Annotated in this window: 12 protein-coding genes; 3 read left to right on the top strand and 9 right to left on the bottom strand. The window is 62.6% G+C overall.

All coding sequences use genetic code 11. The features are described from left to right. The 6 genes from ACQKPE_RS17045 to mrcB all read right to left on the bottom strand — a co-directional run. On the bottom strand, nucleotides 1-508 hold a 508-nt coding region (locus ACQKPE_RS17045), incomplete at its 3' end, for an NAD(P)-dependent oxidoreductase (RefSeq protein ID WP_427667641.1). Between the two features lie 55 nt (nucleotides 509-563). Next, on the bottom strand, nucleotides 564-1,055 hold the full coding sequence (ilvN, locus tag ACQKPE_RS17040) for an acetolactate synthase small subunit (protein WP_003250040.1): 492 nt from the start codon (nucleotides 1,053-1,055) through the stop codon (nucleotides 564-566). 1 nt (nucleotide 1,056) lies between these two features. Continuing rightward, complete coding sequence (locus tag ACQKPE_RS17035) at nucleotides 1,057-2,781, bottom strand: acetolactate synthase 3 large subunit (protein ID WP_427667640.1); 1,725 nt, start codon at nucleotides 2,779-2,781, stop codon at nucleotides 1,057-1,059. A gap of 407 nt (nucleotides 2,782-3,188) precedes the next feature. Beyond that, entirely contained in the window at nucleotides 3,189-3,521 is a 333-nt protein-coding gene (locus ACQKPE_RS17030) for a YqcC family protein (protein ID WP_427667638.1), read from the bottom strand. Further along, nucleotides 3,518-4,294 (bottom strand): tetratricopeptide repeat protein, encoded by a 777-nt coding sequence (locus ACQKPE_RS17025; RefSeq protein ID WP_427667636.1) that lies wholly within the window; start codon nucleotides 4,292-4,294, stop codon nucleotides 3,518-3,520. The genes ACQKPE_RS17030 and ACQKPE_RS17025 overlap by 4 nt, the downstream gene beginning before the upstream one ends. Before the next feature lie 29 nt (nucleotides 4,295-4,323). Beyond that, nucleotides 4,324-6,648: a penicillin-binding protein 1B gene (mrcB, locus tag ACQKPE_RS17020; RefSeq protein ID WP_427667634.1), complete on the bottom strand. Its 2,325-nt coding sequence runs from the start codon at nucleotides 6,646-6,648 to the stop codon at nucleotides 4,324-4,326. A 114-nt stretch (nucleotides 6,649-6,762) separates the two neighbouring features. Here mrcB and ACQKPE_RS17015 point away from each other — a divergent pair, with 114 nt between their 5' ends. The 3 genes from ACQKPE_RS17015 to ACQKPE_RS17005 all read left to right on the top strand — a co-directional run bounded on the left by ACQKPE_RS17015 (nucleotide 6,763) and on the right by ACQKPE_RS17005 (nucleotide 9,216). Then, nucleotides 6,763-8,325: an AAA family ATPase gene (locus ACQKPE_RS17015; protein ID WP_427667633.1), complete on the top strand. Its 1,563-nt coding sequence runs from the start codon at nucleotides 6,763-6,765 to the stop codon at nucleotides 8,323-8,325. Nucleotides 8,326-8,424: 99 nt separating this feature from the next. Next, nucleotides 8,425-8,769 carry a pentapeptide repeat-containing protein gene (locus ACQKPE_RS17010; RefSeq protein ID WP_427667632.1) on the top strand — a complete coding sequence of 115 codons (345 nt, stop codon included), beginning with the start codon at nucleotides 8,425-8,427 and terminating at the stop codon, nucleotides 8,767-8,769. A gap of 168 nt (nucleotides 8,770-8,937) precedes the next feature. Next, nucleotides 8,938-9,216 carry a TfoX/Sxy family protein gene (locus ACQKPE_RS17005; RefSeq protein ID WP_427667630.1) on the top strand — a complete coding sequence of 93 codons (279 nt, stop codon included), beginning with the start codon at nucleotides 8,938-8,940 and terminating at the stop codon, nucleotides 9,214-9,216. A gap of 197 nt (nucleotides 9,217-9,413) precedes the next feature. Here ACQKPE_RS17005 and ACQKPE_RS17000 read toward each other — a convergent pair whose 3' ends face one another. From ACQKPE_RS17000 to ACQKPE_RS16990, 3 genes are read right to left on the bottom strand one after another with little or no spacing between them, the layout of a single operon-like run. Continuing rightward, on the bottom strand, nucleotides 9,414-10,304 hold the full coding sequence (locus ACQKPE_RS17000; protein WP_427667628.1) for a ChaN family lipoprotein: 891 nt from the start codon (nucleotides 10,302-10,304) through the stop codon (nucleotides 9,414-9,416). Between the two features lie 9 nt (nucleotides 10,305-10,313). Next, a complete protein-coding gene (locus ACQKPE_RS16995) occupies nucleotides 10,314-11,081 on the bottom strand; it encodes a heme ABC transporter ATP-binding protein (protein WP_427667626.1) in 768 nt (255 codons plus the stop codon). Next, nucleotides 11,081-12,064: a FecCD family ABC transporter permease gene (locus ACQKPE_RS16990; protein WP_427667642.1), complete on the bottom strand. Its 984-nt coding sequence runs from the start codon at nucleotides 12,062-12,064 to the stop codon at nucleotides 11,081-11,083. The genes ACQKPE_RS16995 and ACQKPE_RS16990 overlap by 1 nt, the downstream gene beginning before the upstream one ends. Nucleotides 12,065-12,105: the final 41 nt, after the last annotated feature.

Below are 12,105 nucleotides of genomic sequence, written 5' to 3'. Positions count from 1 at the left end.
CGGCACGGCGGATCGCCCGCAAGCCCGAGAGGCTGCGCTCGACGCTGAACAGCGTGCAGTCGCGCCCAGCCTTGTCGAGGAAGTCCTTCTGGCGCGAACGCACGGTGTGGCCCGGGGCCTTCGGCGCGATCATGATCACGTCGAGGTCGGCACGTGGAACGACCTGGTTGTAGTGGATCGAGAAGCCGTGGGAGAAGGCCAGGGTGGCGCCCTTCTTGATGTTCGGCTCGATTTCGTTCTTGTACAGCGCGCCCTGGAACTCGTCCGGGGTCAGGATCATGACCAGGTCGGCAGCGGCGACGGCAGTGGCGACGTCAGCGACTTTCAGGCCGTGGGCTTCTGCCTTGGCAACGGTGGCCGAACCTTTGCGCAGACCGACGGTGACATCTACACCGGAGTCCTTCAGGTTGCACGCTTGGGCGTGACCCTGGGAGCCGTAACCGATGATGGCGACTTTCTTACCCTGGATGATGGAAAGGTCGCAGTCTTTGTCGTAGAAAACTTTCATGGAAATACCCCTGGTTATATCTCGGCCCCTTTGGAGCCATCGCTAAAGTGTTTGGTTAGATGCTGAGTACTTTGTCGCCACGGGCAATGCCGGTGACACCACTGCGCACGGTTTCGAGAATAGACGCGGTACCGATCGCCTGGATGAAGCTGTCCAGCTTGTCGCTGGTGCCGCTCAGTTGCACGGTGTACACGCTGGCGGTGACATCGACGATCTGCCCACGGAAGATATCCGTGGTGCGCTTGATCTCGGCACGCTGGGCACCGGTGGCCTTGACCTTGACCAACATCAGTTCGCGCTCGATATGAGCGCTTTCCGAGAGGTCGACCAACTTGACCACTTCCACCAGCTTGTTCAGGTTCTTGGTGATCTGCTCGATCACTTCGTCATGACCCACGGTGGTGAGGGTGAGGCGCGACAGGGTCGGGTCCTCGGTCGGCGCAACGGTCAGGCTTTCGATGTTGTAGTTGCGCTGGGAGAACAGGCCGACCACGCGGGACAAGGCACCGGGTTCGTTTTCCAGCAGCAGGGAAATGATGTGCCGCATATCAGGTACGCTCCGTCTTGCTCAGCCACATGTCACGCATCGAGCCGTCCCGGATCTGCATCGGGTAGACGTGCTCGGTCCGGTCGACCGCGATGTCGATGAACACCAGGCGGTCCTTCATCGCGAAGGCCTCTTCCAGTTTCGGCTTGAGGTCTTTCAGGCTGGTGATGCGGATACCCACATGGCCATAGGCCTCGGCCAGCTTGATGAAGTCCGGCAGCGACTCGACGTAGGAGTGCGAGTGACGGCCGTTGTACGACATGTCCTGCCACTGGCGGACCATGCCCAATACCCCGTTGTTCAGGTTGACGATTTTCACCGGCAAGCCGTACTGCATGCAGGTGGACAGCTCCTGGATGTTCATCTGGATGCTGCCTTCGCCAGTGACGCAAGCCACGTCCTGCTCAGGGAAGTTGAGCTTGATGCCCATGGCTGCGGGGAAGCCGAAGCCCATGGTGCCCAGGCCACCGGAGTTGATCCAGCGGTTGGGTTTGTTGAAGCGGTAGTACTGCGCCGCGAACATCTGGTGCTGGCCCACGTCGGAGGTCACGAAGGCATCGCCGTTGGTGACTTCGCACAGGGTCTCGATGACCTGCTGAGGCTTGATGACGCTGCCGTCGCCCTTGTCGTAAGGGAACAGGCCGCGCTCGCCTCGCCATTCGTCGATCTGCTTCCACCAGGCATCCAGCGCGGCCTTTTCAGGCTGCTCGCCGATTTCCTTGAGGATGGCGAGCATTTCGCTCAGCACGCTCTCGACCGGGCCAACGATAGGCACGTCGGCCTTGATCGTCTTGGAGATCGACGCTGGGTCGATGTCAATGTGGATGATCTTGGCGTTCGGGCAGAACTTGGCCGGGCCGTTGATCACGCGGTCGTCGAAACGCGCGCCGACAGCGAGGATCACATCGGCATGGTGCATGGCCATGTTCGAAGTGAAGCTGCCGTGCATGCCGAGCATGCCGAGGAACTGGTGGTCAGTGCCTGGGAAGCTACCCAGGCCCATCAGCGTGTTGGTGACCGGCAGGTTCAGCGACTTGGCGATCTCGGTAAGGGCTTCGGAGCCACCGCCGAGGATAACGCCGCCACCGGAGTAGATGATCGGGCGCTTGGCCGCCAAGAGCATTTCGGCTGCTTTGCGGATTTGCCCGGAGTGACCGCGAACAGCCGGGCTGTAGGAGCGCAGCTTGACCTTCTTCGGATAGACGTACTCGAACTTCTCGGCCGGGTTGGTCATATCTTTTGGAATGTCGACCACGACCGGGCCGGGACGGCCGGATTGCGCAAGATAGAAGGCTTTTTTCAGAACTTCGGGAATTTCCGAGGCGTGCTTGACCATGAAGCTGTGCTTCACGATCGGCCGGGAGATACCGATCATGTCGGTTTCCTGGAACGCATCGGTGCCGACCATGGTGCTGGGCACCTGGCCAGACAGGATGACCATCGGGATCGAGTCCATGTAGGCGGTGGCAATGCCGGTGATTGCATTGGTCGCGCCTGGGCCGGAAGTCACCAGTACTACACCGGCCTTGCCGGTGGCACGGGCGTAGCCGTCGGCCATATGGGTCGCAGCCTGTTCGTGGCGGACCAGGATGTGCTGGACTTCCGGTTCCTTGAACAGGGCATCGTAAACATGCAGGAGAGCACCGCCAGGGTACCCGTAGATGTGCTTAACGCCTTCGTCACGCAAGAAGCGGACGACCATCTCAGCGCCAGATAAAAGCTCCACGTTGTTCACCTCTAAAACGCCAGAATACCGCCCACACGGGCGGGTCTTAATAGGTTTACTGCCAAGCAGAGCATGAGCGAACGTCAGCACTGACTGAGCAAGTATTGGGAGCGCCCCAGAGTGTTGCGGGGTCTTCCCACCCAGCGCGAGGTAACGCGTTGCGGGGTGTTACGAGTCGGCGCGGGTGTGCGCCTCATGATCTGCTTAGCGGGTCTGCTTCTGGCAGTCCCTCGACAGCGGAAACTGGATTCTTCTGATTCGCCGCCCGCAAGTCAAGAAAAATTATTGCCAATTTTTCCTCAGGATGAATCCCTGCCACCAATAAAAAAGTCGCCAGCAGCAGGAAAAATAACTTTTCCACAAAAAAGGGCCACAATCTGCGGCCCTAATGGGAAAAAGAGAAGAAATCAGGCGGAAGGGCTGATCAATTGGTCGAACGCTGCCAGAAGACGCCGCAACTCACGGCTTTCTTCCGGGCGGGAGGCGAACACTGTCTCGGCCATGACCAGGATGCCCGACGCGTTGGGCAGCGGCTGGCCATGTTCGAGAATCAGTTTCATGCGTGGCAGGAAGATCCATTGCAGCCACTGCTCGAAGCTCAGGCTGTCGACAGCGAACGGCACCACACTGGCCAACGCCTCGGCGCTAGGAGGATGCTCATCCCACCAGCCCTGGACCTTGAGCTCCTGTTCGATCAGCAACAACTGGTCAGCGATGTCGAGGATGCGCTGCTCCATCACGAGCTGGTCCGCGCTTTCTGACGGGCCAGGGCTGCCCCTGCGCTATCTCCCTGCTTTTCGCGAGCTTGGGCAATGATGTTCCACAAGCCAGCCTGCAGATCGGGGCGACCATTGGCATAGGTCAAGGCGCGGCGCGCCACCTGCTCGGATTGCGCGGCATCGCCTTGGGCCAGACGCACCTGGGCCAGGCGGTACAGCACCTGCGGCTCGCGCGGGGCGATACGCTGGGCGCGCTCGAGGCTGGAGGCCGCGCCGTTGTAGTCGCCGCTGCCCTGCTGCTGCTGGGCGGTGGTCAGCAGTGCAAGCACAGGGCCATCGAGCTGTTCGTCGGCAGACAACCCGCCACCGCCCGCGTTGCCACGCGGAATGCCGGTCGGCGCGGTGCTGGCAGGCGCGCTGCTCATCGAGGCGATATCGAACGGCTCGTCACCGGCCGGGTTCGGGTTGGTGGTGATCGGGCCGCTGCTGACCGGGCTCGGCGTGATCGGGCCGGTGCTCAGCGCTGGTGCGCCGGTCTGCGCTGGGAAGGACTGGATCGGCGCACCACCGGCACCTTGCGGGATCATCACGGTCACGCCGGAGTCTTCCGGTAGCGATTGCGCCTCGGACGTGCCGCCGCTGGTCGGGTAGACCGCCGTGCGGTTGGCCGACACCCGCTCGCTGTTGGACACCCGGGTGCTCGAGTCGACCACCGGAATGGAACCACGCGGAACGCTGGAGCAGCCGTGCAGCAAGGCCAGCGTAGTCAAGGCAGGAAACCACCACTTGTTCACTTCACACCCTCTTCAAATACAGGTCGCGCTCAATTCATCCAGCCCTTGACCCAGTCCATGACCGATTCGGCCGGGTTCTGCTGGCCGTCACAGGCGACGCCAGCGGGCGGTTCGCTACCACGAATATACGGCATCTGCACGGCTCCCGGACAGCTACCGTCGGACCCTTGACCGCTGTACGGATCGATCCACGACTGCACCACGTTGTCGGGCTGCGGCATGTCCAGCGGCAGGGGGTCGGCCTTGCGCATGAAGCTGGTCCACACCTGCAAGGCACCGGTGGCGCCGGTGAACGGGGTCTTGCCATTGTCGTCGCGGCCCAGCCATACCACGGCCAACAGGTCTTGGCTGAAGCCAGAGAACCAGCTGTCGCGCGAGTCGTTACTGGTACCGGTCTTGCCCGCCAGGGTCAGCGAGCTGGGCAGTACGCTGTAGACAGAGCGTCCGGTACCTTCGCGCATTACCCGCTGCATGGCGTTCTGCACCAGGAAGATCGCGCCGGGGTCGAAGGTCTGCTGGATCTGGAACGGGTAGCGCTTGAGCGGCTCGCCTTCTGCGGTGAGCACGCTGCGGATGCCACGCATCGGCGTATTGAAGCCGCCGTTGGCGATGGTCTGGTACATGGTCGCGACCTGCATCGGCGACATGCCACCGGCGCCCAGCAGCATCGACGGAAACGCCGGCCAGTCGACCTGCACACCCAGTCGGCCGATGGTCTTGATGACATTGGGCACGCCGACTTCCAGGCCGACCTTGGCGGTCGACAGGTTGTAGGAGTTGGCCAACCCTTGGTACAGGTAGATGGTGCCGTGGGGGCGGCGGTCGTAGTTCTGCGGACGCCAGACCTGGCCATCGGCGCCCTTGATCGAGAATGGCTCGTCCTGGACCCAGCTGGTCAGGGTGTACTGGCTCGGTTTTTCCAGCGCAGTCAGGTACACCGCCGGTTTGACCAGCGAGCCGATCGGCCGCACCGCATCGATCGCCCGGTTGAACCCGGCAAAGCCAGACTGGCGGCTGCCGATCAACGCCTGTACCTCGCCGGTTTCAGGGTTGGTTACCACCATTGCCGACTCAACCTCGTCAGCCCCCTTACGGCCCGCCAGGCGCTTGAAGGTCTCGCTCATGGCGGTCTCGGCCTTCATCTGCAGGATCGGGTCGAAACTGGTGAAGATTCGCAGGCCTTCTTCGGTAAGGTCTTCGTCGCGGTAGTCCTGGCGCAGTTGGCGCTTGACCAGGTCGAGGAAAGCCGGGAACGAGCTGTCCGCCAGGCTGCCGCGCTTGGTCACGCCCAGTGGCATCTTCTTCGCCGCGTCGACCACTTCCTGGCTGGCCACGCCCTGCTCGGCGAGCAGGTCCAGTACCAGGTTGCGCCGCTGCAGCGCACGCTCAGGGGAGCGCCGCGGGTTGTAGTACGAAGGCCCCTTGACCATGCCGACCAGCAAGGCGATCTGGTGCAGCTTGAGCTCGGCCAGCGGCTGGCTGAAGAAGAACTGGCTGGCCAGGCCGAAGCCGTGCACTGCGCGCTGGCCATCCTGGCCGACGAACACTTCGTTCAGGTAAGCCTCGAGGATTTCGCGCTTGTCGTAGTGCATTTCCAGCAGCACGGCCATCATGGCTTCGGTCAGCTTGCGGCTGAGGCTGCGCTCGTTGGTCAGGTAGAAGTTCTTCACCAACTGTTGGGTCAGGGTACTGCCGCCTTGGCGCATGGCGCCGGCGGAGGTGTTGACCCAGACCGCCCGGGCAATCGACTTGGGCGAGACGCCGAAGTGGTTGTAGAACTCGCGGTCCTCGGTGGCGATCAGGGTTTCCAGGAGATATGGCGGCACCTGGTCGATGTTGATCAGGATGCGGTCTTCGAGGTTCTTCGGGTAGATACCGCCGATCATCAGCGGCTCGAGGCGCACCACATCGAGCTTGCCACCGTTGGCGCCGGAAAGGCCGGCCACATAATCGCCGGAGAAACGCACACGCACGAACTGCGCGGGCTCCAGGCCTTCATAGAACTGGAAACCGCGGGTGTTGAGGTCGACATTGTTGCCATTGACCGCCGCCGCGCCCGGGCCATTGGCCGCGCTCTCGCGACGATAGCCCAGGGCATCGAGCTCGGTGAGGAAGTCGTTCTTGCTCAGTTTCTGGCCGACGAACAGCTCCAGGGGCCGGGCATACACCTTGGCCGGGATGGTCCAGCGCTTGCCGGAGAATTTCTCCTGGACAATGGCATCGAGGTAGATCGCGAAACCTGCGACCAGTACCAGGCCAACCAGGCTGAGCTTGAGCGCCCAGCCAAGCCAGGTGCGGGCTCGGCCGTTCGGGCGCTTCTTCGAGGGGGTGCGGGAATTTCGGGTTCGAGTCATGGCGGCGGATTATACGCACTTTGCAAAGGCAGGGGACGCCCCAGCGGTAGGCAGGGACGGCTCCATTGACCATAATGGTGGCTTTGAATTCCCTGACCCTCGGAAGGAATCTTCGTGAGCCAAGCCCTGATAAGCGCACTGCAGAACGCTGCCCTCTACCCCCACCCTGTTGAGGGCTTCAAGCTCATCGAGACACACATCTCCTGGGTCCTGCTCACTGGTGAATACGCCTACAAGATCAAGAAGCCGATGAACTTCGGTTTCCTCGATTTCACCGCGCTGGATCAGCGCGAGCATTTCTGTAACGAAGAGTTGCGCCTGAATCAGCGCCTGACCGAAGGCCTGTACCTGGAAGTATTGCCGATTACCGGCAGCGCTGAGGCCCCAGTGATCGGCGGCGAAGGCGAGCCGATCGAGTTCGCTCTGAAAATGCGCCAGTTCCCACAGGGCCAGATGCTCAACACCTTGCAGGCCAATGGTGAGCTGAACGCCAGCCATATCGACCAGATGGCCCGGCAGATCGCCGAATTCCACCTGCAAGCGCCGAAAGTGCCGGTGGAACACCCCCTGGGTACTCCCAAGAGCGTGATGGAGCCAGTAGAGCAGAACTTCGAGCAGATCCGCCCGTTCCTCACCGACAAGGCCGACCTGCAACAGCTGGACAGCCTGCAAGCCTGGGCGCGCAGCAGCTTCGAGCGCCTGCACGGACTGCTCGAAGCGCGCAAGGCCAAGGGTTTCATCCGTGAATGCCATGGCGATATCCACCTGGGCAACGCCACGCTGATCGACGGCAAAGTGGTGATTTTCGACTGCATCGAGTTCAACGAGCCGTTCCGCTTCACCGACGTCTACGCCGACACCGCCTTCCTGGCCATGGACCTGGAAGACCGCGGCCTCAAATGCCTGGCGCGACGTTTCATCAGCCAGTACCTGGAGCTGACCGGCGACTACGACGGCCTCGAACTGCTGAACTTCTACAAAGCCTACCGCGCCCTGGTGCGCGCCAAGGTCGCCCTGTTCAGCCTGGCACCGGACGCCGACGGCGTGCAGCGCGCCACCACCCTGCGCACCTACCGCAACTACGCCAACCTGGCGGAAAGCTACAGCGCCATTCCGTCTCGCCTGCTGGCGATTACCCATGGTGTCTCGGCCGTAGGCAAAAGCCATGTCGCCATGCGCCTGGTGGAGGCGCTGGGCGCGGTTCGCGTACGTTCGGACGTGGAGCGCAAGCGCCTGTTCGGCGAGCAGCAGCAACAGGACGTCGGCCAAGTGCAAGGCGGCATCTACGATAAAGACGCCAGTGTTGCCACCTACCAGCGCCTGCACGAACTGGCAAAGACCATCCTGCGCGCCGGCCTGCCGGTAGTGCTGGATGCCACCTACCTCAAGCACCAGCAGCGCATGGCTGCGGCAGAGGTTGCCAGCGAAACTGGCGTGCCGTTCCTGATCCTCGACTGCCAGGCCCCCGACGCAGTCATTGCCAGTTGGCTGGAGCAACGCCAGGTGGAGAACGTCGACCCCTCCGACGCCACCCTGGAAGTGATCAAAGCGCAACAGGCCAGCCGCGACCCGCTGGTCGACGAGGAACTGCCCCACAGCAAGCGCGTGAACACCCATGAAAGCACCAGCACGGACCAGCTGATCGAGCAAATCCGCCAGCGCCTGCCGGGCCTGTAAGCGCCAAGGCGTGAAACAGTCCACAGTTCACGCATGAAGACCGGCGCCCCTCAGGTGATGTCATTACAATATCATCACACCCCTTGAGGAGGCGCCGTCATGAACCAGCCCAGGCAACTGGACAATGCCCTGTACACCCTGGTGCGCGAGGAAAAGATCGCCGCCTTCAACCGCGAGCGCCCCGCTGAAGGGCCTATCGACTTCCGGGGTGGCGATTTTCGTGGGTTGGACCTGCGCAGCCTCGATATACGCGGTATCGACTTCACCGACGCCTACTTCCGTGCCGCCGACCTGCGCGGCCTGGACCTGCGTGAGAACGGCCTGGAAGGCGCCAGCATCTCCCATGCGCAGATCTCCGGAACGTATTTCCCAAGCCAATTGAGTGCCGACGAAATTCTGATGTCGGCGAAGTTCGGCACGCGCATGCGTTACCGGCCGGCATAACCTGGCCAGTGAACCAGGGCTGCCGTGCAGCCCTGCAAGGCCCAGGCACCTCGACATCCTGTCGGCCCAGGTGGCAAAAGGCCGCGTATTTACCAACCCCCGCTACACTCCTCTCTGACCTGCTCGCGATTTATCCACAGACCCGTTCAGCCATCGCAAGGAGGCTTGATGAACGATGAATTGCAGCACCTGAAAAACCTTGGCAAGACCTCCGCGCAATGGCTGCATGCCGCCGGCATTCACAGTGCCTCGGACCTTCGCCGCCTGGGCGCTGTTGGCGCTTACCAGGCAGTAAAGACGCGGGGCTTTCGCGCATCGAAGGTACTGCTCTATGCCATAGAGGGTGCGCTGCTGGACATGCATTGGAACGATTTACCGGCCGAGCGCAAGGAAGCGCTCAACCAGCAATTGGACGCCAAGACCCCCCTGCAAAAAAAACCTGAATAAATGGAGAAAGGGTATTGACGCCGAAATGAGAATCGTTATGATTATCACAACTGGTCGCGAGACTGGTTGGATAAGCTGAAAGCTCCCTGGTTCGGACTCTCAGATTATCTCCTCATCAGGCTAATCACGGTTATTGACCCGGCAATTTGCCGGGTCTTTTTTTGCCCGCGCGCCGCGCTTTGGCGGCCTTTATCTTTTCAATTGCGCAGGCCAGCGCAGTAATCCTGCTCCGGCAGCGCCGCGGTGTACCAGACATAGTCGGCAGCACCCGGCTCGACGACCTCCCCAACCTCGACCAACAGCAGCACCTTGCTCGCCCCTTTCGCCCCCAGGTCGGCCAAATGCAGCGGTACGCCAAGGTCCTTGCGTGCATGGTAGCTACCGGCAATCAGCAGCGCAGGTTGCGCCGTCGCCAGCAGCCGCTCTGCCATACGCCTGTCACGCTGCTGCTGGATCGCCAGCATCGCGGGGAGTTGGCTTTCCGGCAGCAGCCCACAATGGCCTGCACGTACATCCTCGAGCAAAGCAGCCTTCACCGCTGGAGCGTTCGACTGCGCGCCGGCCAGCACCGGCTGCTCGCGGTAAACCTTGCGAACTTCGGCTTTTGACAGGTCGGCGGCCAGCAAGGGAAGTTGATGGGTCAACGCGTACTGCACGATCGGCCCATAGCTTTGCCAGCTCCAACCCTCTTGCCAGTCCAAGGCCTTTGGCAGGTCTTCAGGTAGCGTGGGCTGAGCCTTGATGGCATCTACCCGCGGCTGTTGCTCTGACTGCAACATCTCCAGCAGCAGACTGCCCTGGGGGCGCTGGGTTTGCAGGGCGCGCAACAGCCACAGCTCAAGGCGGTGGTGATCGGGGTTGTCGTGTTTTTCGCCAACCAGCACCCGTGGGGCGTCGGCCAGGGCCTGCACCAGCTGTAACGGTGTCAGGGTGCGGCCATTGGCCAATTCGCGAATCTGCCCCAGTGTCGCCTCGCTGCGCCCTTCGCTGCTCTGCCAGGCTGGCAATGCGGGCAGCTCGGCCTGATACACCTGGCAGCCAACCAACAGCGCCACGATCGAAAGACTGCAGATGAACCGATGACGCATTACGAGCTCCTAGCGAGTGATGATCAGCGGGTGGCCACGCTCCGGATGGTCTTGCACCAACACGTCGATGCCGAACACGGCCTTTAGTGCAGCAGGGGTAAGCACCTGGTGCGGTGCGTCCAATGCATGGCAGCGGCCCTGCTCGAGCAAGAGGATCTCATCACAGTAGCGCGCAGCCAGGTTCAGGTCATGCAGGATCACCAGCACCGCAGCGCCGCGGTCGGCGAAACTGCGCACGGCTTGCAGGGTGGTGTGCTGGTGCAAGGGGTCGAGCATGGAGGTAGGCTCGTCCAGCAGCAAGGTCGCGCCCTCCTCGCCCGGCCACAGCTGGGCAAGGACCCGGGCCAGGTGCACCCGTTGCCGTTCGCCGCCAGACAACGCCAGGTAGCTACGCTCGACCAGGTGCCAGGCATCTGCCGCACGCAAAGCTGCCTCGACAATTTCCTGGTCACGTTGCCGCCCGCTGCCATGGGGCAGGCGCCCCATGCCCACCACCTCTGCAACGCGAAAAGCGAAGCCCAGGCTGGAAACCTGGGGCAGCACCGCCAGCCGTTGCGCGCGATCTGCACCGGGCCAATCGGCCAGTGCCCGCCCATGCAGTAGTACCTGCCCCTGGTTCGGCGCCAGCTCACCGCTCAACACGCCCAGCAGGCTGCTCTTGCCAGCACCATTGGGGCCGAGCACACCCAGCAGGCGCCCCGGCTTCACGCTCAGGTGCAGGTCATGCAAAACCTGGTTGCTGCCACGCTTGAGGTGCAGCCCTTGGACTTCGAGCATCAGGCGCCCCTCCGAACCAGCAGGAACAAGAAGAACGGCGCGCCGATGAAGGCCGTGACGATGCCGATTGGCAGCTCGGCCGGCGCCAGCGCAAGCCGCGCGATCAGGTCGGCGAACAGCAGCAGCGAACCGCCCGCCAGCAACGAGGCAGGCAACAGCACGCGGTGATCCGGCCCTACCAGCAAACGCACCAGGTGCGGCACCACCAGGCCGATGAAGCCGATCAACCCTGCCGCAGCCACCGCAGCGCCTACACCCAGCGCAGTGCAGAACACCAGTTCGCGCTTGAGCGACTCAACCTCGACGCCCAGGTGGCGCGCTTCCGATTCGCCCAGCAACAGCGCATTCAACGCTTGTGCACGACGCGGCAGCCAAAAGGCCACCGCCAGCGCCACCAGCAACAGCGGCCACAGGCGTTCATAGCTGGCGCCATTGAGGCTGCCCATGTTCCAGAACGTCAGGGTGCGCAAGGTGGCGTCATCGGCCAGGTAGGTGAACAGGCCTACCGCCGAGCCGCCGAGGGCGGTCATGGCGATACCGGCAAGCAGCATGGTGGCCACGTCGGTACGCCCCTCCCGTCGCCCCAGGCGGTAGACCAACGCTGTCACACCCAGGCCACCAACGAATGCACAGAACGACAACAGGTAAGGCGCGAACCACTCCGGGATGCCCCCCAGCCAACTACCGCCAACAATCGCCAGCGCGGCACCGAACGCCGCACCGCTGGCCACGCCCACCAGCCCAGGGTCGGCCAGCGGGTTGCGGAACAGCCCCTGCATCGCCACGCCCGATAACGCCAGCACTGCACCAACCGCCAAGCCCAGCAGGGTACGTGGCAGGCGAATTTGCCCAAGGATCAGCTCGGCCTGGGCGAGCCCTTCGCCGGATAGCGGCACCCCCAGCAACCTCAAACCGGCGCGCAGTGTGTCGAGCAGTGGCAGGCTGACCGGCCCCAGGGCCAGGGACAACCAGACCGCCAGCAGGCAGGTGAGCGTCAGGCCGATGAACAGCGTGCGCGGCTGAA

This window comes from Pseudomonas sp. NPDC089554 (assembly GCF_050280645.1).
In the GTDB taxonomy this organism is placed as follows: Bacteria; Pseudomonadota; Gammaproteobacteria; order Pseudomonadales; family Pseudomonadaceae; genus Aquipseudomonas.
This window is presented reverse-complemented; position numbering and strand designations above follow the sequence as displayed.